This is a genomic window from Enterobacter sp. 01-M-02-SI-ECC (assembly GCF_047530595.1).
Lineage (GTDB): Bacteria > Pseudomonadota > Gammaproteobacteria > Enterobacterales > Enterobacteriaceae > Enterobacter > Enterobacter cloacae_M.
In genome coordinates, this window is the sequence record NZ_JBLKCZ010000020.1 from 15,587 (window position 1) to 38,643 (window position 23,057).

Here is a 23,057-nt window from a genome sequence, read left to right on the forward strand (position 1 = left end):
GACACCTCCACTCAGAACTTGTAACCGCGATGCAGCGCGACGACACCCGCCGTCAGGTTGAAATACTCAACGTTCTCAAATTCTGCATCCTGCATCATGGCTTTTAATGTGTCCTGATCCGGGTGCATACGGATAGATTCCGCCAGATAGCGGTAGCTTTCCGCATCGTTGGCCACCAGCTCACCGATGCGCGGCAGGACGTGGAAGGAATAGGCGTCGTAAGCTTTGCTCAGCGGCTCAATGATCGGTTTTGAGAACTCGAGCACCAGCAGACGTCCACCCGGCTTCAGCACGCGGTACATGGAGCGCAGCGCTTTTTCTTTATCGGTCACGTTACGCAGACCGAAAGAGATCGTGATGCAATCAAAGGTATTGTCCGGGAATGGCAGCGCTTCGGCGTTTGCCTGCACATACTCCACATTCCCCACCACGCCGATATTACGCAGCTTTTCGCGTCCCATTTTCAGCATGGAGTCATTAATATCGGCGAGAACAACGCGACCGGTTTCGCCCACCAGACGGGAGAATTTCGCGGTTAAATCGCCCGTACCACCAGCTAAATCCAGCACCGTTTGTCCACGACGTACGCCGCTGCAGTCAATGGTGAAGCGCTTCCACAAGCGATGAATGCCGAACGACATCAGGTCATTCATCACATCGTACTTCGCCGCCACGGAATGAAATACGTGGGCCACCATGTCAGCTTTCTGCGCTTTGGCAACAGTCTGAAAGCCAAAGTGCGTTGTGTCTTGTGAATCGTCAGCCATCTCAGAGCCTGCTTATCAGTAAAATGTTCGTGAAGTGTAACAGATTGGGCGCGTTTGCCCTACGTTTCAACCACCGCGAAAGAAACGCGCTGGAGTCTCGTCTGGTGATAAATCCGCCGCTAACGTATTGTCTTCACTGTTTGTATTTTGTTCGTCCGCACCTTCTCGCAGGCGAAACTCGTCGTCCTGGGCGGTGGCCTGTTCGACCAATTCCGGATTAATCTCGCGTTTAACCTCAACCCCCAGGCTACGGAATGATTCGGCCTGTGCCAGCAGATTGCCACGTCCGGAGGCGAGTTTTTTCATCGCCTGGCGGTAGTTATCCTGCGCACGATCCAGGCTCTGCCCGACTGAAGACATGTCGTCCACGAAGAGGCGCATTTTGTCGTAAAGCTTGCTGGCACGATCGGCAATCTGCTGAGCGTTGCGGCTCTGGTGCTCATAGCGCCACAGGTTCGCAATGGTGCGTAACGCCACCAGCAGCGTGGTGGGGCTGACCAGCATAATGTTATTTTTGAGCGCTTCGGTGATAAGCTCGGGCTGTCTGTCGAGCGCCAGCAGGAACGCGGGTTCTACCGGGATGAACATCAGGACATAGTCCAGCGAGCGCAGACCCGGCAACTGCTGGTAGTCTTTTCTGCCGAGCAGGCGAATATGATTACGCACGGAGGCAATGTGCTCCTGCAGCGCAGACTCGCGCGTGTAATCATCGTCCGCATTAAAGTAGCGTTCATACGCCACCAGCGTCATTTTGGCGTCAATCACCACATCTTTACCCTGCGGCAGCCGCACAATCACATCCGGCTGCATTCGCGAGCGGGCATCGTTTTCAATACTCACCTGCGTTTCGTATTCATATCCTTCCCGCAGTCCAGAGGCCTCCAGCACGCGGGTCAGCACCACTTCTCCCCAGTTGCCCTGGGTTTTGTTATCCCCTTTCAGCGCGCGGGTCAGGTTGACCGCTTCCTGCGCCATTTGCGCATTCAGCTGCTGAAGATTGCGAATCTCATGCGCCAGCGTGTGTCGCTCGCGGGCTTCCTGACCAAAGCTGTCCTGCACCTGACGGCGAAAACCGTCCAGCTGTTCGCGCAGCGGCGTCAGCAGGCTGTTCAGGCTCTGGCGGTTCTGTTCGTCAACGCGGCGGTTGCTGTGCTCAAAAATCCGGTTGGCGAGGTTCTCAAACTGTTCGCTGAGGCGCTGCTCGCTGTTGATCATCTGGCGGATTTTGTCTTCCGCATGCAGCTGGGTGGATTCAAGACGGGTAGTGACTTCGCGGAGATCGGCCTCCAGCGAGGTGTTGATATCTCGCAGGTTGCGCAGCTCGTTGTTAAGCAGCTCGCACTCCTCTCGCCAGTGTTCGCTCAGGGCAAGCTGCTGCTTTGCCGCACTTAATTCAGCGACTATCTCTTCGCGCTCTGCCAGCTGGTCGGCCTTCTGCTGTGCATGCTGATAGCTGGAAATGAGCCAGCCTATCGCCACGCCCGCCACCGCAATTACCGCGTAAATCAGGATCGAGATATCCACAATGCCCCCTGCATCAACGTATTACCCGCACAAAATAGAATTGTGCTGTATAAACGTCCAGTTTGAAAGGGTTTTCCTGCGAGGCGCTACGCAAAAAATAAAGGCCGAACGCGTCGGCCTTTGATTTCAGAAGAGAGGATTAGATCAGGCGACGCGCGGCTTCCACCACGATTTTCACCGCATGACTTTCGGTCTGCTTCATGGTTTCGGCGTTCGGGATCTCCTGCTGGGTGCGGTTGACGATAACGCCCGCCACCATACCGGCACGCAGACCCTGGCTTGCGCACATGGTCAGCAGCGTTGCGGATTCCATTTCGTAGTTCATCACGCCCATGGACTGCCACTCTTCCATTGAGCCTTTGAAACGGCTTACCACGCGGCCTGAGAAGGTGTCGTAACGTTCCTGGCCCGGGTAGAAGGTGTCGGAAGAGGCGGTGACGCCCACGTGGGTAGTTGCGCCCACGGATTTCGCGGCTTCAACCAGCGCGGTGGTGCATTCGAAATCAGCCACTGCCGGGAATTCCATCGGTGCAAAGTGCAGGCTTGCGCCGTCCAGACGAACGGACGCGGTCGTGACCAGCACGTCACCCACGTTGATGTGCGGCTGGATAGCGCCGGTGGTGCCGATACGCAGGAAAGTACGGATGCCCAGTTGTGCCAGCTCTTCAACAGCAATAGACGTAGACGGACCACCGATACCGGTAGAGCACACGATCACCGCTTTGCCATCCAGCTCTGCGCGCCAGGTGGTGAACTCACGATGGGCAGCCAGCTTGACCGGCTTATCCATCAGCGCGGCGATCTTTTCCACACGCTCAGGATCGCCAGGGACGATAGCGAGCGTAGCCCCTTGTAAATCGTTTTTGGTGAGGCCGAGATGAAAAACATCAGACTTAGACATAGGTGACTCCTCTGTGGGTCGGTTAGTCAGAAGAAGTAAAACGGTACTTTACAGAAGCAGTAAGCATATTTTCGTGACATACCTCACCATGAATGAAAATGATTACATTGAATTTCCATAAAAAAGTGATTTACATCACATTAACAAGTTATATCGCCAGGTGCTGCACAAAAGATAGACCGTTTAAGGCACTGTGAGTTGTTAACCTGGTGTCTATATTTACCTTTGCGCTAACTCATTGGTACGGAGAATGCCATGACTGAAAAAACCGGTTTTGCACCTGCTGCGGCCCCACATGCTTCAACCATTGTGTCGACGCCAGAAGCGGCAATTACCGCGGGCGAGACCTCTATTCCCACGCAGGGAGAGAACATGCCTGCTTACCACGCACGGCCAAAATCGGCGGACGGCCCGCTGCCCATCGTGATCGTGGTACAGGAAATTTTCGGTGTTCACGAACACATTCGCGATCTCTGCCGCCGGCTGGCGCTGGAAGGGTATCTGGCCGTTGCGCCAGAGCTCTACTTCCGTCAGGGCGATCCGAACGACTACAGCGATATTCCAACATTGCTCAGCAACCTGGTGAGCAAAGTCCCGGACGCGCAGGTGCTGGCCGATCTCGACCACGTCGCCAGCTGGGCGGCGCGCAACGGCGGCGATCCGCATCGTCTTCTGGTCACCGGTTTCTGCTGGGGCGGACGCATTAGCTGGCTGTATGCCGCGCATAACCCGCAGCTCAAAGCCGCTGTCGCCTGGTACGGCAAACTGGTGGGTGAAAAAACGCTGAATTCACCGAAACATCCCGTCGATATCGCCACCGAGTTAAATGCCCCCGTGTTAGGGCTTTACGGCGGTCAGGACACCGGCATTTCGCTGGATTCGGTTGAGACCATGCGCCATGCGCTCCGCGCGGCAAATGCGAAGGCGGAGATCGTGGTGTATCCGGATGCCGGGCACGCGTTTAATGCCGATTATCGTCCGAGCTATCACGCAGAATCAGCCAAAGATGGCTGGCAGAGAATGCTGGCGTGGTTTAGCCAGTACGGCGGTAAGAAAGCGTAATAAAAAAGCCCGGTGGCGGCTATGCCTTACCGGGCCAACAGGTAGGCCGGGTAAGCGTTTTCGCCACCAGGCAATCCAGCACCGCTACGCCTGACGCAGGTTCTGCGCCGCCTTCACCATGTTCGCCAGCGCCGCGCGCGTCTCCGGCCAGCCGCGGGTTTTCAGTCCGCAGTCCGGGTTCACCCACAGGCGCTCTGCCGGAATGCGCTGGGCCGCTTTTTTTAGCAGGGCTTCAATCCACTCCACGCTCGGCACGTTCGGGGAGTGAATATCGTACACGCCCGGCCCGATTTCATTCGGGTAGTCGAACTCTTCAAACGACTCCAGCAGCTCCATGTCTGAACGCGAGGTCTCGATGGTGATCACGTCGGCGTCCAGCGCGGCAATCGAATCCATGATGTCGTTAAATTCGCAGTAACACATGTGGGTGTGGATCTGGGTGTCATCCTTCGCCACCGCAGCGTTGATGCGGAACGCCTCCACGCCCCACTGCAGGTAGGCATCCCAGTCGCTGCGGCGCAGCGGCAGGCCTTCGCGCAGCGCCGGCTCGTCAATCTGGATAATGCCAATGCCTGCCGCTTCCAGATCCGCCACTTCATCACGCAGCGCCAGGGCAATCTGTTTGGCGATGGTTTCACGGGTCACGTCTTCACGCGGGAACGACCAGCAGAGAATGGTCACCGGACCGGTCAGCATCCCTTTTACCGGCTTGTCGGTCAGGGACTGGGCATACTTCGCCCACTCCACGGTGATCGCTTCCGGGCGGCTGACGTCACCGATAACCACCGGCGGCTTGACGCAGCGGGAGCCGTAGCTCTGCACCCAGCCGTTCTGGGTAAAGACGAAGCCGTCCAGGTGCTCGCCGAAGTATTCCACCATGTCGTTACGCTCGGCCTCGCCGTGCACCAGCACGTCCAGCCCCAGGCGCTCCTGCTCGATAATCGCCTGCTTGATGTGTTCCGCGATGCCGGTGCGGTAGTGATTCGCATCCAGATTGCCCTTTTTAAAGTCCAGGCGCAGGCCGCGGATCTCCGTAGTTTGCGGGAAAGAACCGATCGTCGTTGTTGGCCACGCGGGCAGATTGAAGCGGGCGCGCTGCGCTTCAGCGCGCACCTCGTACGGGCTCTGACGCTGGCTGTCCCGGGCGGTGATGGCCGCCAGGCGTTTTTCCACCGCCGGGTTGTGCACGCGCGCCGAGTGACGACGCGCCTGGATCGGGGCGCTCCATTCGGTAATTGCCGCCGTGTCGCCGCTGTTCAGCGCGTCGCGCAGCAGGGTCAGCTCTTCACATTTTTGCAGCGCGAAGGCAAACCAGCTTTTTACTTCAGGGTCGAGACGGGTTTCCACGCTCAGATCGATCGGACTGTGCAGCAGGGAACAAGATGAGGCCACCCACAGCTCACGTTTGTCGACGATGTCTTTGATTTGTGCGTATTTCTCGGTGAGATCGGCGCGCCAGACGTTACGGCCATTGATCAGCCCGGCAGAGAGCAGCCAGTCCGCTGGCAGGCGCTTGTGCAGTTCCGCGACATCGTCTTTACCGTGTACGAGATCAACGTGCAGGCCTTGAACCGGCAGCGCGGTAATGGTCTTCAGGTTCGGCGTCACGCCTTCAAAATAGGTCGTCAGCAGGAGTTTTACCTGACCGGTGAGCGCGTCATACGCCGGTTTGAAGGCATCGAGCCAATCCTGCGGCAGCTCAAGCACCAGCGCCGGTTCGTCGATTTGCACCCACTGAATGCCGCGTTTGCCCAGCTCACTCAGCACCTGTTTGTAGACCGGCAGAATATCCTTCAGCAGGCTGAGTCGGTCAAACGGCTCGCCCTTTACTTTGCCCAGCCACAGGTACGTTACCGGCCCGAGCAGCACCGGTTTCACCTGGTGGCCCAGCGCCAGCGCTTCATCCACTTCGTCCAGAAGCTGCGTCCAGGCCAGCCTGAACTGCTGGCCTTTGACGAATTCCGGCACCATATAGTGATAGTTGGTGTTGAACCACTTGGTCATTTCCGCCGCTGCCGCTGGCTCACCCGTTGGCGCGCGGCCACGGCCGATGCGGAACAGGGTATCGATATCTACCGATCCATCTTTGTTCTGATGACGAGCCGGCACGTTGCCAAGCAGCAGGCTGGTCGTCAGAACATGGTCGTACCAGGCGAAATCGCCCACCGGCAGCAGGTCAATGCCCGCCTGTTTTTGCTGATCCCAGTGGCGGGCGCGCAGCTCGCGTCCTACCGCCAGCAGCTCTTCGCGGGTGGTATTACCCGCCCAGTAGCTTTCTTGCGCTTTTTTCAGCTCGCGACGCAGGCCGACGCGAGGGAAACCGAGAGTGTGATTGCGGATTGTCATGTTTTTCTTCCTCTAATTAATTGTAAATCCTTTGGATTTTGAATTTAGGGAAGGCGGCAAGTTTGCTCATCCCCGGGAGCTTACATGAGTAAGTGGCCGGGGTGAGTAAACGCAGCCAACGCACCATAAATTTAAATGACGAAGGATTTTAGCCGTCCAGATGTTTACACATCCATAATTGGCAGTTACTGTATATTCCTCAAGCGCAAAATGTTCATGGCGAAGTGAAGGACTTTCATGATCGAGATTAAACACCTGAAAACGCTACAAGCGTTGCGGAACTGCGGTTCGCTCGCGGCGGCTGCGGCCACGCTGCACCAGACCCAGTCTGCCCTTTCTCACCAGTTCAGCGATCTGGAACAACGCCTCGGCTTCCGTCTTTTTGTGCGTAAGAGCCAGCCGCTACGCTTTACGCCGCAGGGTGAAATTCTCCTTCAGCTGGCGAATCAGGTCCTGCCGCAAATCGCGAGCGCGCTGCAGGCGTGTAACGAACCGCAGCAGACCAAACTGCGCATCGCCATTGAGTGCCACAGCTGTATTCAGTGGCTGACCCCCGCGCTTGAGAACTTCCGCCAGAAATGGCCGCAGGTGGAGATGGACTTTAAATCCGGCGTGACGTTCGACCCGCAGCCCTCGCTGCAGCAGGGCGAGCTGGATCTGGTCATGACCTCTGACATCCTGCCGCGCAGCGGCCTGCACTATTCGCCGATGTTTGATTATGAAGTGCGCCTGGTGCTGGCGCCGGACCACCCGCTGGCCGCCAAAACGCGCATCACGCCGGAAGACCTGGCGACAGAAACGCTGCTGATTTACCCGGTCCAGCGTAGTCGTCTGGATATCTGGCGCCACTTCCTGCAGCCGGCAGGCATCAGTCCGCAGCTGAAAAGCGTGGATAACACCCTGCTGCTGATTCAGATGGTGGCGGCCAGAATGGGTATCGCGGCGCTGCCGCACTGGGTGGTGGAGAGTTTTGAACGCCAGGGTCTGGTGCAGACCAAAACCCTGGGTGAAGGACTGTGGAGCCGACTGTACGCCGCCGTGCGCGATGGCGAGCAGCGTCAGCCGATTACGGAGGCGTTTATTCGCTCAGCGCGGAACCACGCGTGCGACCATCTTCCGTTTGTGCGGAGCGCGGAGCGACCCATCGGCGATGGACCCACAGCGAAGCCAGGATCACCGCTCCCCCAATAAGGAAGCTCGGCCAGTGCGGCTGTTGCTGCCAGATGGCGAGGTTGACCAGCAACCCTGCCGGGACATGCACGTTGTTCATGATCCCCAGCGTACCGGCGTCTACCTGCGTAGCGCCGTAGTTCCACATGAAGTACCCCAGCCCTGACGCCACTACGCCCAGCCAGACCAGAACGCCCCACTGCACGGCGGCGGTCGGCAGCTTTTGCGGATTACCGAGCATAAACCACGCCGCCACCGCGACAATCGCGGCGCCCATATAGAACCATGCGAACGCGTTATGCTGCGGCATCGGGCGGGTTTCCATCAGGCGTTTGTAGCCCACCATGCCGATGGCGAAACTGATGTTGGCGAGCTGGACGAACATCAGCCCGGTCCAGAAGTGATCGCTCACTTTGTCGTAGCGAATAATCGCCGCGCCGATCACCGCCAGCGCGGCGCTCAGCAGGTATCCCCAGCGCAGACGGCGTTTACTAAGCAGATCGTATATCAGCGTGATGTAGAGCGGCGTCAGCACGGTAAAGAGCAGGAATTCGGAGACGGACAGGTAGACGTAGGCTCGGAAGCTGAACAGATACATGATGCCGAGCTGCATCGCCCCCACCAGCATATACAGCACAATCGTTTTCAGCGATTGCCCGCGCGTGCGCAGAAACGGCAGGAACACCAGCGCCGCCAGCCCCACGCGCATCAGCACCGAGAAGTAGCTGTCGACCGAACCGGCAAGGTATTCGCCAATCAGGCTAAAGGAGAAGGCCCACAGGATAGTGGTGATAATGAGTAGCGCCACAATGCTTGTCTCTCAGAAAGAAGGACAGGCATTGTAGCGAACTCTTTAGTTGACAACTGAGCAATAAACAACCGAATGAAGATTATTCAAGGAACAGTTTACGCAGATACTTCGGTACCGCGTTGTCAGCGTTAGAACCAATCACTTCCAGCTCAGGGTGCAGATCCTTCAGACGCTGGTGCGCGTTCTGCATGATGCAGCCCTTACCCGCCATCGAAAGCATCTCGGCGTCGTTCATGCCGTCACCGAAGGCGATACAGTCTTTCAGCCCGAAGCCCAGGCGTTTCGCAACCGCTTCCAGCGCGTGACCTTTGGAGACGCCACCCGCCATTACTTCCAGACAGGTCAGGGTTGAGAAGCTCACGTTGACGCGATCGCCCCAGCGGGCGTTGATCGCCTGTTCCAGCGGGAGCAGCTCTTCGTGGCTGTCACAGGTGAAGAACACCTTGCTGATCCCTTCCGGCTCCAGCAGGCCCGGTTCGTAAAGGGAGTAGTTGAATACCGCTTCCTTGAAGAAACGCATTTCATCCGGGCGGTGGCGGTTCATAAACCAGTCGTCGTCGCGGTAAACGTTAGTAACGATAGCCGGGTTGTCATGCACCACGCCGAACAGATCGGCGGCAATATCGCGATCCAGATTGTGGGTAAAGATCAGGTTGCCGTCGGTATCATGCACGCGCGCACCGTTGGAGGTGATCATGTACGATTTGATCTCAAGATTATCGCGGATCTGCCCTACGTCCACGTGGTGGCGGCCGGTGGCGAACACAAAGTTCACGCCACGGGCAGTCAGGAGTTTTAAGGTCTCTTTCGCGTAAGGCGACAGGGTGTGGTCGGGGGAAAGCAGCGTGCCATCTAAATCAGATGCAACAACCTGGTACATAGGGATTTCAACCTCTGGTGGAAAACAAGAATCAATTATGCCTGTTGAAAAATTCAACAATGGCGTTAAGCGCGACTGAGCGCATAGCGTCCTTTTCAAAAAGGATCTCATGGAACGCGCCGTCAATGACCAGCGGTTTACCCCCTTCACAAGGGTGACCGGCTGCAGCGCGCAGTTCACAATAGCGGTCGTGCATGCGGTTATCCACCACACGCTCTTCCTCCGCCTGAATCAGAAGCGTCGGCGTGTCATCATCGCCCACGCCCGCCAGCACCTGCTCACCGGCCAGAATCCCCTCCCGCACCCAGTGCCAGGTCGGGCCGCCGACGCGCAAGCGCGGTTCATCGGCATAAAAGCGCAGGTTGCGGCGATAACGCTGCCGGCTATGGGTTAAGACGTTGATGGCGAACGGCAGCGCGCGCCAGCGTCCTGTGCCAATGGCGTAACCTTCACGAATGCGCTGATGGCCCTCAGCCCAGTCAAGAAGATGGCGCACCATCCAGTCAGGAAAACGGATCACGATACCGTACATCGGCGCGGTGAGCGCAATGGCGTCGCACTCGTGCGCATAACGCTGCAAAAACAGCGTCGAAATGGCGCCGCCCATGGAGTGCGCAAGAATATACCGCTTGCGCCAGGGGCCGGGCTGAACGTCCTGCTGCCAGAACGCGGCAAAATCGTCGACGTAATCGCTAAAGCGATCGACGTGCCCACGGTGCGTGTCCGGCAGCATACGTCCGGACAGCCCCTGTCCACGATGGTCGATGATCAGAACATCGAACCCCATATGGACCAGGTCATAGGCCAGCTCGGCGTATTTAACGTAGCTTTCAATACGCCCGGGGCAGACCACAATCACCCGGTCATTTTTTTCATTTCGGAAACGAACGAAACGCACCGGGATGCCCCCGACGCCCGTAAACTCATCTTCCTCACGCTGCCGCCAGAAATCGGTCAGCGGCCCCATAGAGAAAGCAGCAAAAGCGTTTTCTCGTGTTTCCCAGTCCTTTTTCTGCTGAAACATTGGGTTTCCACTCACGTAATCCAGGGAATATCGTTTTTTTCGTCACCGGTCACAAAATGACTCAATAATAGCGTATTGTGGCATAAAAATAGACGGTTCGGGAGTTTCAAATGACCTTCGAATGGTGGTTCGCCTACCTGCTGACATCCATTATCCTCAGCCTTTCTCCGGGCTCGGGGGCTATTAACACCATGACCACCTCCATCAATCACGGCTATCGCGGTGCGGCGGCGTCGATTGCCGGTTTGCAGACCGGGCTGGGCATTCATATTGTGCTGGTCGGGATCGGTCTGGGGACCCTGTTCTCCCGCTCCGTGCTGGCCTTTGAGGTGCTGAAATGGGCCGGGGCAGCGTATCTGATTTGGCTCGGCATCCAGCAGTGGCGCGCGGCAGGCTCCATCAACCTGAATACGCTGGCTCTGACGCAAAACCGCGGCCATCTGTTTAAGCGTGCGGTATTCGTCAACCTGACCAACCCGAAGAGCATCGTTTTCCTCGCCGCGCTGTTCCCGCAGTTTATCGTTCCGCATCAGCCCCAGGTGATGCAGTACGTGGTGCTGGGCGCGACCACTATTATCGTCGATATCATCGTGATGATTGGTTACGCGACGCTGGCGCAGCGAATTGCGGCGTGGATTAAAGGGCCTAAGCAGATGAAGGCCCTGAATAAAGTCTTTGGCTCGCTGTTTATGCTGGTTGGCGCGCTGCTTGCGTCAGCGCGTCACGCTTAGCGAGAAATGATGAGATGAATGCCGAAGCCGGCGAACAGCGCGCCGGCGAAGCCGTCAATCCACTTCGCGATACGCTGATAGCCGCGGCGCATCGCCGGTAAGGCAAACAGGCTGGCCACGATAGTAAACCAGGCAAAGGTTTCAACGACGATCAGCAGGAAGATTCCCCAGCGTGCGCCTGCGCCGACGCTATCGCCGACAAACAGCGAGAACACCGAGCCGAAATAGATAATGGCTTTCGGGTTCGCCAGATTGGTCAGCAGCCCTTTTACAAAGCTGCGGCCGCCCGTAGCCAGCTCCACCTTTGGCTCTTCCGGTTTTTTCTCTTCTTTCTTCAGCGCCCCGCGCAGCATCTGGTAGCCCATCCAGCACAGGTACAGCCCGCCGCCGACCATAATGATGTTATGCAGCCAGGCCATTTTCGCCAGAATCAGGTTCAGACCGAGCAGCGCAACGGCCGCCCAGACCATAACGCCCATGGTGATACCGAGCACGCCCATCATCGCCTCTTTGCGGGAGCGGCTGACGGCGGTTTGTGATACGAAGAAAAAGTCCGGGCCGGGGCTCATCAGCGCAACGATGTGCACTAACGCCACGGTGAGAAATAGCATTAACATAATTAGCTCGCGGGGAAATAATTCAGTGAGTCATCATCCTGGCACTTTTTCGCCCGGCTGACTACTCCTCATCATCACCATCAACGTGCGAACGGATGAGCGCCATAAACTCTTTACCGAAGCGCTCCAGCTTGCGCGTACCGACGCCGTTGACGCTGAGCATTTCGCTGGCGCTGAGCGGCATCTGCTCAGCCATTTCGATCAGCGTCGCGTCGTTGAACACCACGTAAGGCGGGATGTTTTCTTCGTCAGCGATGGCTTTACGCAGCTTGCGCAGTTTGGCGAACAGCTTGCGATCGTAGTTACCGCCGTAGGATTTCTGCATCACCCGCGGTTTCAGGGCGATAACGCGCGGCACGGCGAGCTTGAGTTCAACGTCACCGCGCAGCACCGGACGCGCCGCTTCGGTCAGCTGCAGGGCGGAATGCTGGGCAATGTTCTGCGTGGCGAAGCCGAGGTGGATCAGCTGGCGAATGATACTCACCCAGTGTTCGTGGCTCTGCTCCTTGCCAATACCGTAGACCGGCAGCTTGTCGTGGCCCATATCGCGGATACGCTGGTTATTGGCGCCGCGCAGCACCTCCACCACGTAGCCCATCCCGAAGCGTTGATTCACACGGTAAATGGTCGAGAGCGCCTTACGCGCGTCCATCAGGCCATCGTACTGCTTTGGCGGATCGAGGCAGATATCGCAGTTGCCGCACGGCTCCTGGCGCCCTTCACCAAAGTAGTTGAGCAGCACCAGACGACGGCAGGTTTGCGCTTCGGCAAACGCGCCCATCGCGTTGAGCTTGTGGCGCTCGATATCCTGCAGCTGTCCCTGCGGCTTCTCTTCCAGACAGCGGCGCAGCCACGCCATATCGGCCGGATCGTAAAACAGCATCGCTTCCGCAGGCAGACCGTCACGCCCGGCGCGGCCGGTTTCCTGATAGTAGGATTCGATATTGCGCGGGATGTCGAAATGCACCACAAAGCGCACGTTCGGCTTGTTGATGCCCATTCCGAACGCCACGGTCGCGACGACGATCTGCAGGTCGTCACGCTGGAATTTCTCCTGCACGTCCGCGCGGATGTGGTTCTCTAACCCGGCGTGATAGGCGGCGGCGCTAAAGCCGCGATTTTGCAGACGCGCGGCGGTGTCCTCCACCTTCGCGCGGCTGTTGCAGTAGATGATGCCGGACTTGCCGCGCTGCTCCTGGACATAGCGCAGGAGCTGATCCAGCGGCTTGAATTTTTCCATCAGCATGTAGCGGATGTTAGGGCGGTCAAAGCTGCTGACCTGAATATACGGGTCGTTTAGCCCGAGCAGGCGAACGATATCCAGCCGCGTGGTGTCATCCGCCGTGGCGGTAAGCGCCATAAACGGCAGCTCGGGGAAGCGCTGACGCAGCTGGCCGAGGGCCGCGTATTCCGGGCGGAAATCGTGTCCCCACTGGGAAATACAGTGCGCTTCATCCACCGCCAGCAGCACCGGGTTCCAGTGCGCCAGGTGATCGAGGAAGTTATCCAGCATCAGGCGTTCCGGGGCGATATACAGCAGGCGGATCTGCCCGGTGCGGCACCCGGCCATCACCTCTTGCTGCTGCTCCCGGGTTTGGGTCGAGTTAAGACAGGCTGCCGCCACGCCGTTGGCGAGCAGCTGGTCAACCTGGTCTTTCATCAGAGAAATGAGAGGGGATACCACGACCGTCAGGCCGTTAAGCACCAGCGCGGGCACCTGATAACAGAGGGACTTACCGCCACCGGTCGGCATCACCACCAGGCAATCACGACCTTCCAGCACCGTTTCAATGATGGTTTCCTGGCCAGGGCGGAACTGCTGGTAGCCAAAGGTTTCATGCAAAACCTGTTTAGCCAGCGACTCCTGATTCAATACTTCCGCCTGCGCCACGTTAACCCCATATGCCAGAAATGAAACAGGCGCTATTTTCAGCGCCTGAGAGAGAAACTTCAACGTTTAACGCAAAAACATTCGAACAGCCTAGAGAATATCGTTCAGCATCACGCCCACGCCGACGCGGGTCTGGTTGAAGTTGTAATCGATAAGCGACTCGCCGTAACCGCTGTACACCTGAGTATAGATGCGGACATGCTTCGTCATGGGATAGCTTAAGCCCACTTCCGCACCGCCGTAGCCGGTGTTCCAGTTGTACTGGCCTTTGGCGCTGAGCACGGCATCACCTAACTGATAGCCGACTTTAAGCTGGTAGTAGCCCATATATTTGGTGATGTCCGGATTGTCATCCGTGCTGCCGACCACATACCACGGCTTCACTTCCACCATCCAGTTACCGTTCTGCGCCATCAGACGCGTATAGGCACGGTTCCAGCTACGGGATGTCGGGTCAGAACGACCGTTGGAATCATGGTTAAAGCCCACTTCGACGTCACGCAGCGTCCAGCCCGCAAACTCATAATCCGTTGCAAAACCGAGGAACAGCTGCGGCTCATAGTTGGTTTCACGGAACGGTGAGGACTCTCCGCTGTTAGAGAGCTGCCACCAGGATTTCTGGGTGTAAGACGCCCCGAGCACCGAGTTTGGCCCCAGAATACCGCGCCAGAACGGGAACGCGAGGCTGAGCTGGAACTTCACCTCATCTTTACGCGCATTATCAGACCAGTTATAGGAGCTTATCGCCTCTTTGTTGAGATCGCTGGTCTGGGTATAAATCACATAGTTGGTGTCATACGGATAGAGCGTGAACGGATTGTCATGCTCCTGAAGAAGGTTCGCGATAATGCTACCGTGAACGGCAGGTTTATCATGCACCTCTTTAATCGTCGCTTCCTGCGCATATGCTGTGAGGGGCAGCGCAACCGCCGCCAGTAACCAGGCCAGATACGTCCGCATCGGTGGTGTTCTCCTGCAAAAGAGTAAAATTAGCTGAATAGTTATGTGGCGAACATTCTACAGACTTCTGCGACAACTGCTGCATCCTCGTTTCTGAAAGTGGAATTCCTTGTTGCCGAGGCATAAAATCAACATTTCGTTAACAATAAGGATGTGATGCCTCATGTCAGCCATGCTTACCGCCGAAGAAGTGTTAAAACTCGTGGGCGAGATTTTTGTTTACCATATGCCGTTTAACCGCGCGCTGGGACTGGAGCTGGAACGTTACGAGAAAGACTTTGCCCAGCTGAGCTTCAACAACCAGCCGATGATGGTAGGTAACTGGGCGCAAAGCATTTTGCACGGCGGCGTGATTGCCTCCGCGCTGGACGTGGCGGCAGGTCTGGTCTGCGTGGGCAGCACGCTGACCCGCCATGACACCATCAACGAAGACGAACTCCGCCAGCGTCTGGCGCGCATGGGCACCATTGATTTGCGCGTCGACTATCTTCGCCCGGGGCGCGGAAATCGCTTTACCTGTACCAGCAGCCTGCTGCGCGCGGGAAATAAAGTTGCCGTGGCGCGCGTTGAATTACACAACGAAGAACAGGTGTATATCGCCAGCGCAACCGCCACTTATATGGTGGGTTGAGGCGGCAAAATCGGGTAAAATTAATTCACTTTTTTGTAACGGATTTTCCCGATGGATGCTAAACAGACGCGGCAGGGCGTTTTACTCGCCCTTGCCGCTTATTTTATTTGGGGTATCGCCCCGGCGTATTTCAAGCTTATCGCCTACGTTCCGGCCGATGAGATCCTGACTCACCGCGTTATCTGGTCATTCTTCTTTATGATTGCGCTGATGAGCCTCAGCCGTCAGTGGTCGGGCGTAAAAACGCTGCTGCAAACCCCGAAAAAGATTTTCCTGCTGGCGCTCTCAGCGGTGCTGATTGGCGGCAACTGGCTGCTGTTTATCTGGGCGGTGAATAATCATCACATGCTCGAAGCGAGCCTGGGGTACTTCATTAACCCGCTGGTGAATATCGTGCTGGGGATGATTTTCCTCGGTGAGCGCTTCCGCCGGATGCAGTGGGTGGCGGTGATTCTGGCCTTCTGCGGCGTACTGGTGCAGCTCTGGACCTTCGGCTCGCTGCCGATTATTGCCCTCGGCCTGGCGTTCAGCTTTGCGTTCTACGGCCTGGTGCGTAAGAAGATTGCGGTGGAAGCGCAGACGGGAATGCTGTTTGAAACCCTGTGGCTGCTGCCCGTGGCGGCGATTTATCTCTTCGGCATCGCCGACAGCGCCACCAGCCATATGGGCAGCAACCCGTGGTCGCTGAACCTGATGCTGATGGCGGCGGGCGTGGTGACCACCATTCCACTGCTGTGCTTCACCGGTGCCGCGACGCGTCTGCGTCTCTCCACGCTGGGCTTCTTCCAGTACATTGGCCCGACGCTGATGTTCCTGCTGGCGGTGGTGTTTTACGGCGAGGTGCCGGGGGCGGATAAGATGGTAACGTTCGCCTTTATCTGGGTGGCGCTGGCGATTTTCGTTGCCGATGCGATTTATACCCAGCGCAGGGTGCGCAAAGGGCTGTGATGTTACCCTAACCCTAACCCTCTCCCACAGGGAGAGGGAATTCGATCGTAAGGCGGGTAAGCGCAGCGCCACCCGCCAGATTTTTACAGCCAGTTCCGGCGCTTAAAGTACAGATACGGCGCCAGCCCCGCGAGGATCATAAAGATAATCGCCCCCGGGTAGCCAAAGCTCCATTTCAGCTCCGGCATAAACTCAAAGTTCATCCCGTAGCTGGACGCCACCAGCGTCGGCGGCAGGAACACCACAGACACTACCGAGAAGATCTTGATGATGCGGTTCTGCTCGATGTTGATAAAGCCCATCGCCGCCTGCATCAGGAAGTTCACCTTCTGGAACAGAGATTCGTTGTGCGGCAGCAGGGATTCGATATCTCGTAAGATCTCACGCGCCTGCTCCAGCTGACCGCCCGGCAGACGCGCCTTGCGCACCAGGAAGTTCAGCGCGCGCTGGGTATCCATCAGACACAAGCGCACCTTCCAGCCGATATCTTCCAGCTCTGCCAGCGTGGAGAGCGCTTCGTCGTATTCATCGCCCTGATGGCCTTCCATGATCACGCGGCTAAGCTTTTCCAGATCGCTGTAGATATTTTCAATTTCGTCCGCCAGCTGTTCAATTTTGGTCTCGAACAGATCGAGCAGCAGCTCGTAAGCGTTACCGTCCACCATTGCCTGGCTGCGGGCGCGCATGCGGTAGAGGCGAAATGCCGGCAGCTCGCGCTCGCGCAGGGTAAACAGACGGCCGTCGCGAATGGTAAACGCCACGGTGGAGTTACCCGCGTGGTCTTCCGCATCTTCAAAGAAGAAGAAGGAGTGAATATGCAGACCGTCTTCGTCTTCAAAAAAACGCGCGGATGCTTCGATGTCTTCCAGTTCCGGGCGGGTTGCCAGGCTTTGCCCCAGTTCAGATTGTACGCGAAGGCGTTCATCGTCGTCCGGCTCGACCAGATCCACCCATACGGCATCAATGAGGGGCTGTGACTCTTCGGCTTCAAGCCGAGTCAGTCGGTTATTTTCGAGTTGAAATGCGCTCAACATGACCGGGACTCCCAATGCAAAAAATATCGGACAGTTCGGTGGGCACACAGAAACAAATTGGGTTTCAGACCATTAAACAGCCTGACTCAGCGCGACGGGAATAATGCAGGTCGCTGACAACCACTAAGGCCATCAGCAAGAGGAAATAGCCTTAGGAGTTGTTCCTGGATGACAGGGAATTGAGCCAGTATCTACTGGGTGTGTCCAAGGCGAATGTCCTCTTAGCGTAATCGTGCGCGCATGTTACGCCAGCTATAACTGTGGCGTCAACACGCAACGGAACGCTGAAGGGCATTAATTGACCTTCACTGTATAAGGCTAGCAGATTATTACAAAATAATGATATTTTTCTGAATGTTAGACTGTTTCCAGCTTCGCATAGGCCGCCACCAGCCATTTGATCCCCTGCCCCTGGAACGCTACCTGCAGGCGGCTGTGCTCGCCGCTGCCTTCCAGATTCACAATGGTGCCTTCGCCAAACTTCGAATGGCGCACGCGCTGGCCCAGCTTGTAACCGGTGTCGGTTTCCGCAATCGGCGAGCCCATGCGCTGATGGCTGACCGGACGGCTGATGCTCGCTCGCAGACGCACCTCTTCTACGCACTCTTCCGGCAGCTCGCCGATGAAGCGCGACGGACGGTGATAAACCTCTTTACCGTACAGACGGCGTGTTTCGGCGTAGGTTAGCGTCAGCTTTTGCATCGCGCGCGTCACGCCCACGTAGGCCAGACGACGTTCCTCTTCCAGACGTCCGCCTTCATCCAGCGACATCTGGCTCGGGAACATCCCCTCTTCCATCCCGACGATAAACACCTGCGGGAACTCCAGACCTTTGGCGGAGTGCAGGGTCATCAGCTGAACCGCATCCTGCCAGGTGTCCGCCTGCCCTTCACCCGCTTCCAGCGCGGCGTGGGAGAGGAACGCCTGCAGCGGCATCAGGTCTTCGTCTTCTTCGTTGTAGCTGAACTGGCGCGTTGCCGTGACCAGTTCCTCTAAGTTCTCAATACGGGTCTGGCCCTTCTCGCCTTTCTCCTGCTCGTACATGGTTCGCAGGCCGGAGTCTTTAATCACCCGGTCAGTCTGCACGTGCAGCGGCATGTCGGCGGTTTCCTGGGCCAGAGCGTCAATCAGCTCAAGGAAGCGCTGTAACGCGCTGGCGGCACGTCCGGCGAGCGCTTTTTCCTGCAGCAGCTCGCGGCACGCCTGCCACAGCGTCAGCTGGCGATCGCGCGAGGCCTGACGCACCACGTCCAGCGTGCGGTCGCCAATCCCGCGGGTCGGCGTGTTGACCACGCGCTCAAACGCCGCGTCGTCGTTACGGTTGGCAATGAGGCGCAGATACGACAGCGCATCTTTGATTTCCTGACGTTCGAAGAATCGCATGCCGCCATAAATGCGGTACGGCATGCTCACCTGCAGCAGCGCCTCTTCCAGCACGCGCGACTGGGCGTTGCTGCGGTAGAGAATGGCGCACTGCTCCAGCGCGCCGCCGTTGTCTTGCCAGGTTTTGATGCGGTTCACCACGAAGCGGGCTTCGTCGAGCTCGTTGAAGGCGCAGTAAATCGAAATCGGTTCGCCGTCGACGCCGTCGGTCCACAGCTTTTTACCCAGACGCCCGTTGTTGTTTTCAATCAGGGCGTTGGCCGCGCTCAGGATGTTGCTGGTTGAACGGTAGTTCTGCTCCAGACGGATGGTTTCCGCGCCGGGGAAATCGTTGAGGAAGCGCTGGATATTTTCTACCTGCGCCCCGCGCCAGCCGTAGATCGACTGGTCATCATCGCCCACGATCATCACCTTGCCGGTATCACCGGCCAGCAGGCGGATCCACGCGTACTGAATGTTGTTGGTATCCTGGAACTCGTCCACCAGGATATTGGTGAAGCGTTCACGGTAGTGCTGCAGGATGTGCGGCTTGTTGAGCCACAGCTCGTGGGCGCGCAGCAGCAGCTCGGCAAAATCCACCAGACCGGCGCGATCGCACGCTTCCTGATAGGCCTTGTAGACGTTCTGCCAGGTCTGCTCGACCGGGTTGCCGAAGCTCTGAATGTGGTGCGGGCGCAGCCCCTCGTCCTTCTGGCCGTTGATGTACCACATCGCCTGACGCGGCGGCCACTGCTTCTCATCGAGGTTCATCGCCTTGATCAGGCGTTTCAGCAGACGGAGCTGGTCTTCGCTGTCGAGGATCTGGAAATCCTGCGGCAGGTTGGCGTCCATATGGTGCGCGCGCAACAGGCGGTGCGCCAGGCCGTGGAAGGTGCCAACCCACATGCCGCCCTGGCTGGTGCCCATCAGCTGAGCGATACGGTGGCGCATCTCTGCTGCCGCCTTGTTGGTAAACGTCACCGCCATGATGGAGTACGGGGAGCAGTTTTCCACGCTCTGCAGCCAGGCGATACGGTGAACCAGCACGCGCGTCTTACCACTGCCCGCTCCAGCCAGCACCAGCAGGTTGGTGCGCGAGGCGGCAACCGCGTCACGCTGTTTGTCATTAAGGCTGTCGAGCAGGTAAGAAACGTCCATTGGCACCGTCACGTCATGTCGGGCGGGCAAATGTTTCCATTCGCCAAAACCCTGTTAATTTATACAGAACAATTGATGATTATATCAGCGTCGTGAGGGATGCCAACCGTGAAATTTCCACGTGCGGCAGAAGACGGCTGTCGGTTGCGGTCATCAGCTCCGCATTTTCCGGCTTGATCCAGCAGGCCTGCATCCCGCAGCGGATAGCGCCGGCCACGTCCGTAGTCAGGTCATCCCCCACGTGCAGAATGTTACCCAGCGGCAGGTTAAGCTTATCTGCCGCCAGATGGTACATATCATTAAATGGCTTCGCGCGCCCGTGAGGACCCGCACGCAGCACGAACTCAAAATAATCGCTGAGGCCAAACAGCTCCGGCTGAGCATTGCCGTTAGTGATCGCCACCAGCGGCCACTTTTCGGCAAGCTTCGCCAGCGTGTCGTGGGTCTCCTGCGGCACGTCGATACGGCTGCGCCATTTGGCAAAGTTTTCCATGGCCGCTTCGGCACCGATGGCCGCGTCCTGCGCGCTCAGGCCGGCATTGAGCATCGCCTGCTCGACCGCACGACGACGCCATTCGGTCACGTCGTGGTAAATGTCCGGCTCGGTTTCCCGCAGGGACTGACGGAGCTTCTGAAAGTCCTTGTTCTGCATCGCTTTCAGCGCGGGATGGTAGTTCTGCACAAACGCCAGCGACTCCTGCTCGGTACGCAGGATCACCTCGCGGTTGTCGTAAAGGGTGTCATCAAGGTCAAACGTCAGGGCTGAGATCTGACCAAGTGGGCGGTAAAAACGCATTATTTCCCCCGTTTGGCGCGTGGATGCGCCGCGTCATACACCGAGGCAAGGTGTTGGAAGTCTAAGTGGGTATAGATTTGAGTGGTCGACAGATTCGCGTGGCCAAGCAGTTCCTGCACGCCGCGCAGATCGCCGCTCGACTCAAGCATGTGTGTCGCAAAGGAGTGGCGCAGCTTGTGCGGATGAACGTGGCTGTTCAGCCCCTGCTTAATGCCCCACTCCGCAAAGCGCTTCTGGACGTTACGCGCGGAGATCCGCTTGCCGAGCTTCGACAGGAACAGCGCATCCTCTTCGCTGCCAAACAGCCCGCGCAGGTCAAGCCAGTGCTCAATCCAGGAAACTGCATTGCGGCCAATCGGCAGGCGGCGCTCTTTGCTGCCCTTGCCCATTACCCACACTTCACCGGACTCCAGATCGAGGTGTTTGATATCAAGATTAACCAGCTCTGACAGACGTAGCCCGGCACCGTACATCACCTCCAGCATTGCGCGGTCACGCACGGCGAGCGGATCGTTAAGGTCGATATCCAGCAGGCGGTTTACGTCGTCAACGTCGATATTTTTAGGCAGATGGCGCGGCGCTTTCGGCGTGGCGATCCCCTTTGCCGGGTTGGCTTTTAAGCCCCCCTGGCTGACCAGCCAGTCGAAGAAACTGCGCAGCGCCGAGAGCCTGAGCGCCAGGCTTGCCGGGCTGAGATTTTTTTTACGGCTACGCACGACGAACCCGCGTACCGTCGCAGCGTCACATTGTTGCCAGCTTTTCAGGCCGATTTCGTCGGCGATCTGCATGATGGCATCAAGCTGACGCTGGTAGTTGAGCAGGGTAATGGGGCTAAGCTGACGCTCCACGCCCAGATAGCGCAGAAAGCGCGAGACGTCAGTGGCGAGCAGTCCGTCCGTCATACGCGCTCAATCCAGCGCTCCAGCAGCTCGGGCAGCATCAGGGCGATCTCTTGTAACAGGTGCGTAGCTTGCCCCTGCTCATAATGATGCGCATCGCGGCTGGTAAATAACATCACGCCCAAATCTCCATCGCGCCCCATCAGCGACATCGCCACCGAGCCAATCGCTTTGGCTTCCGGTAACACCACCAGCAGCTCAGGCCCGTTCAGCGGCCCCAGATAGTGGTGCTCATGGCCCAGACGCTGAATGCGCAGCGGTTCAAACGCCTGACGGCTAAGAGCCAGATGGGTGAACCCCGACGGTGCGCCAATGCGCCAGCGGTCAGGGAAAAGCCGAATCGTTGCGCCCGCCAGCCCCAGCTCGCGAGCCCAGCGGTGGAAGCGGCTGAGGAACTCGTCAAGACTGTGCGCCGACGCCAGACGCGCCTGCAGATGCAGCAGACGATAGAACAGGCTTTCGTTGGTGCTGGCCTGCTCCATCAGCAGCGTCATGTTCTCTTCTAGCTGATTGATATGGTTGCGCGAGCGCGCCATGTGCCATTCGACCAGCGACACGGTCCCGCGAACCGGATGCGGCACGCGCATCTCTTCGACGACGCGTGCATTGCGAATAAAGAACTCAGGATTGCGCAGCAGATAATCAACAACAGCTCTGTCGTCCAGTTCCGTCACTGTTTCCTGCAGTTCTTCCCCTGGTTGTTTCATAGATGGATAAACCCGTCATAGACATGTGCCGCCGGGCCCGTCATATACAGTGGATGACCCGGTCCTTTCCAGGCGATATCAAGCCGGCCGCCCGGTAATTCCACGCGAACCTCTTCTGCCAGTAACCCCTGAGAGATGCCCACGGCCACCGCAGCACAGGCGCCGCTTCCGCAGGCCTGAGTCTCGCCCGCGCCGCGCTCGTAAACCCGCAGGCGAATGTGCTCGCGCTTCACCACCTGCATAAAGCCGATGTTCGCGCGCTCCGGGAAACGTTCGTGGCTTTCCAGCACCGGGCCGAGCGTTTCGACCGCGGCGGTTTCCACATCATCAACCTGAATCACGCAGTGAGGGTTACCCATTGAGACGACGCCGCACAATACTGTCTGCTCGGCCGCACGCATAATATAGGTCTTTTCCGCTTTGTTTGCGCGAAACGGCACGACGGAGGGCTCGAAGTTAGGCTCGCCCATGTTCACGCGCACCAGCTCATCATCGGTGACGCTGAGCACCATGCGGCCATTGGCCGTGCTGACGCGAATATCACGCTTGTTGGTCAGCCCTTTCAGGCGGACAAAGCGGGCAAAACAGCGCGCGCCGTTGCCGCACTGGTTAACTTCGCTGCCGTCCGCGTTAAAAATACGGTAGTGGAAATCGAGGTCGGGATCGTACGGTGGCTCGACCACCAGCAGCTGATCGAACCCCACGCCCAGATGCCGATCCGCCAGGCGACGGATCAGTTCCGGGGAGAAAAACACATTCTGCGTTACCGCGTCGACGACCATAAAATCGTTGCCAAGGCCATGCATTTTAGAGAACTGCATCATTTGCTCCATTGCGC

22 protein-coding genes are annotated in these 23,057 nt (G+C 57.7%); 5 read left to right on the forward strand and 17 right to left on the reverse strand.

Features of this window, described 5'->3' with window-relative positions:
* Window positions 1-11: 11 nt before the first annotated feature.
* The 3 genes from ubiE to udp all read right to left on the reverse strand — a co-directional run bounded on the left by ubiE (window position 12) and on the right by udp (window position 3,192).
* A complete protein-coding gene (ubiE, locus tag ACMWLG_RS19935) occupies window positions 12-767 on the reverse strand; it encodes a bifunctional demethylmenaquinone methyltransferase/2-methoxy-6-polyprenyl-1,4-benzoquinol methylase UbiE (protein ID WP_023309612.1) in 756 nt (251 codons plus the stop codon).
* Window positions 768-833: 66 nt separating this feature from the next.
* Window positions 834-2,291 (reverse strand): DNA recombination protein RmuC, encoded by a 1,458-nt coding sequence (rmuC, locus tag ACMWLG_RS19940; protein WP_023309613.1) that lies wholly within the window; start codon window positions 2,289-2,291, stop codon window positions 834-836.
* Window positions 2,292-2,430: 139 nt separating this feature from the next.
* Window positions 2,431-3,192 carry a uridine phosphorylase gene (udp, locus tag ACMWLG_RS19945; RefSeq protein WP_003860792.1) on the reverse strand — a complete coding sequence of 254 codons (762 nt, stop codon included), beginning with the start codon at window positions 3,190-3,192 and terminating at the stop codon, window positions 2,431-2,433.
* 255 nt (window positions 3,193-3,447) lie between these two features.
* On the opposite strand from udp, the gene ACMWLG_RS19950 reads away from it, so the two are divergent.
* Complete coding sequence (locus tag ACMWLG_RS19950; protein WP_023309614.1) at window positions 3,448-4,254, forward strand: dienelactone hydrolase family protein; 807 nt, start codon at window positions 3,448-3,450, stop codon at window positions 4,252-4,254.
* An 84-nt stretch (window positions 4,255-4,338) separates the two neighbouring features.
* Here the strand turns inward: ACMWLG_RS19950 and metE are convergent, their stop codons facing one another.
* Window positions 4,339-6,600, reverse strand: coding sequence for a 5-methyltetrahydropteroyltriglutamate--homocysteine S-methyltransferase (gene metE, locus ACMWLG_RS19955; RefSeq protein WP_045403848.1), 2,262 nt, complete (start codon window positions 6,598-6,600; stop codon window positions 4,339-4,341).
* A 237-nt stretch (window positions 6,601-6,837) separates the two neighbouring features.
* Here metE and metR point away from each other — a divergent pair, with 237 nt between their 5' ends.
* The gene (metR, locus tag ACMWLG_RS19960; RefSeq protein ID WP_023309616.1) at window positions 6,838-7,791 is read left to right on the forward strand and encodes an HTH-type transcriptional regulator MetR; all 954 of its coding nucleotides are present in this window, start codon (window positions 6,838-6,840) and stop codon (window positions 7,789-7,791) included.
* Here metR and ACMWLG_RS19965 read toward each other — a convergent pair.
* From ACMWLG_RS19965 to pldB, 3 genes are all read right to left on the reverse strand, one after another.
* On the reverse strand, window positions 7,679-8,578 hold the full coding sequence (locus ACMWLG_RS19965; protein ID WP_045403850.1) for a carboxylate/amino acid/amine transporter: 900 nt from the start codon (window positions 8,576-8,578) through the stop codon (window positions 7,679-7,681). The two genes, metR and ACMWLG_RS19965, sit on opposite strands and share 113 nt — an antisense overlap.
* A gap of 82 nt (window positions 8,579-8,660) precedes the next feature.
* Window positions 8,661-9,461: a sugar/pyridoxal phosphate phosphatase YigL gene (yigL, locus tag ACMWLG_RS19970; RefSeq protein WP_023309618.1), complete on the reverse strand. Its 801-nt coding sequence runs from the start codon at window positions 9,459-9,461 to the stop codon at window positions 8,661-8,663.
* 31 nt (window positions 9,462-9,492) lie between these two features.
* Window positions 9,493-10,485, reverse strand: coding sequence for a lysophospholipase L2 (gene pldB, locus ACMWLG_RS19975; RefSeq protein ID WP_045403852.1), 993 nt, complete (start codon window positions 10,483-10,485; stop codon window positions 9,493-9,495).
* Between the two features lie 110 nt (window positions 10,486-10,595).
* Here pldB and rhtB point away from each other — a divergent pair, with 110 nt between their 5' ends.
* A complete protein-coding gene (rhtB, locus tag ACMWLG_RS19980; protein ID WP_045357175.1) occupies window positions 10,596-11,216 on the forward strand; it encodes a homoserine/homoserine lactone efflux protein in 621 nt (206 codons plus the stop codon).
* Here rhtB and rhtC read toward each other — a convergent pair.
* The 3 genes from rhtC to pldA form a co-directional block, all read right to left on the reverse strand.
* Complete coding sequence (gene rhtC / locus ACMWLG_RS19985; protein ID WP_010426287.1) at window positions 11,213-11,833, reverse strand: threonine export protein RhtC; 621 nt, start codon at window positions 11,831-11,833, stop codon at window positions 11,213-11,215. The two genes, rhtB and rhtC, sit on opposite strands and share 4 nt — an antisense overlap.
* 61 nt (window positions 11,834-11,894) lie before the next feature.
* A complete protein-coding gene (gene recQ / locus ACMWLG_RS19990; protein WP_045403854.1) occupies window positions 11,895-13,724 on the reverse strand; it encodes an ATP-dependent DNA helicase RecQ in 1,830 nt (609 codons plus the stop codon).
* A gap of 90 nt (window positions 13,725-13,814) precedes the next feature.
* A complete protein-coding gene (gene pldA / locus ACMWLG_RS19995; RefSeq protein WP_045357184.1) occupies window positions 13,815-14,684 on the reverse strand; it encodes a phospholipase A in 870 nt (289 codons plus the stop codon).
* 163 nt (window positions 14,685-14,847) lie between these two features.
* On the opposite strand from pldA, the gene yigI reads away from it, so the two are divergent.
* Window positions 14,848-15,315 (forward strand): acyl-CoA thioesterase YigI, encoded by a 468-nt coding sequence (yigI, locus tag ACMWLG_RS20000; RefSeq protein WP_008501538.1) that lies wholly within the window; start codon window positions 14,848-14,850, stop codon window positions 15,313-15,315.
* A gap of 51 nt (window positions 15,316-15,366) precedes the next feature.
* Window positions 15,367-16,263 carry an EamA family transporter RarD gene (rarD, locus tag ACMWLG_RS20005; protein WP_023309622.1) on the forward strand — a complete coding sequence of 299 codons (897 nt, stop codon included), beginning with the start codon at window positions 15,367-15,369 and terminating at the stop codon, window positions 16,261-16,263.
* Window positions 16,264-16,346: 83 nt separating this feature from the next.
* Here rarD and corA read toward each other — a convergent pair whose 3' ends face one another.
* The 7 genes from corA to dapF all read right to left on the reverse strand — a co-directional run bounded on the left by corA (window position 16,347) and on the right by dapF (window position 23,040).
* Window positions 16,347-17,297 carry a magnesium/cobalt transporter CorA gene (gene corA, locus ACMWLG_RS20010; RefSeq protein ID WP_008501540.1) on the reverse strand — a complete coding sequence of 317 codons (951 nt, stop codon included), beginning with the start codon at window positions 17,295-17,297 and terminating at the stop codon, window positions 16,347-16,349.
* A 151-nt stretch (window positions 17,298-17,448) separates the two neighbouring features.
* Window positions 17,449-17,505 carry a YsgD/CorL family protein gene (ysgD, locus tag ACMWLG_RS20015; protein WP_212743980.1) on the reverse strand — a complete coding sequence of 19 codons (57 nt, stop codon included), beginning with the start codon at window positions 17,503-17,505 and terminating at the stop codon, window positions 17,449-17,451.
* A gap of 149 nt (window positions 17,506-17,654) precedes the next feature.
* On the reverse strand, window positions 17,655-19,817 hold the full coding sequence (gene uvrD, locus ACMWLG_RS20020; RefSeq protein WP_032646073.1) for a DNA helicase II: 2,163 nt from the start codon (window positions 19,815-19,817) through the stop codon (window positions 17,655-17,657).
* 79 nt (window positions 19,818-19,896) lie between these two features.
* Window positions 19,897-20,613 (reverse strand): 5-amino-6-(5-phospho-D-ribitylamino)uracil phosphatase YigB, encoded by a 717-nt coding sequence (gene yigB, locus ACMWLG_RS20025; protein ID WP_023309624.1) that lies wholly within the window; start codon window positions 20,611-20,613, stop codon window positions 19,897-19,899.
* A complete protein-coding gene (gene xerC / locus ACMWLG_RS20030; RefSeq protein ID WP_023309625.1) occupies window positions 20,613-21,515 on the reverse strand; it encodes a tyrosine recombinase XerC in 903 nt (300 codons plus the stop codon). The genes yigB and xerC overlap by 1 nt, the downstream gene beginning before the upstream one ends.
* Window positions 21,512-22,219 carry a DUF484 domain-containing protein gene (locus ACMWLG_RS20035; RefSeq protein WP_023309626.1) on the reverse strand — a complete coding sequence of 236 codons (708 nt, stop codon included), beginning with the start codon at window positions 22,217-22,219 and terminating at the stop codon, window positions 21,512-21,514. Before ACMWLG_RS20035 ends, xerC begins: the two co-directional genes overlap by 4 nt.
* Complete coding sequence (dapF, locus tag ACMWLG_RS20040) at window positions 22,216-23,040, reverse strand: diaminopimelate epimerase (protein ID WP_008501545.1); 825 nt, start codon at window positions 23,038-23,040, stop codon at window positions 22,216-22,218. Before dapF ends, ACMWLG_RS20035 begins: the two co-directional genes overlap by 4 nt.
* Window positions 23,041-23,057: the final 17 nt, after the last annotated feature.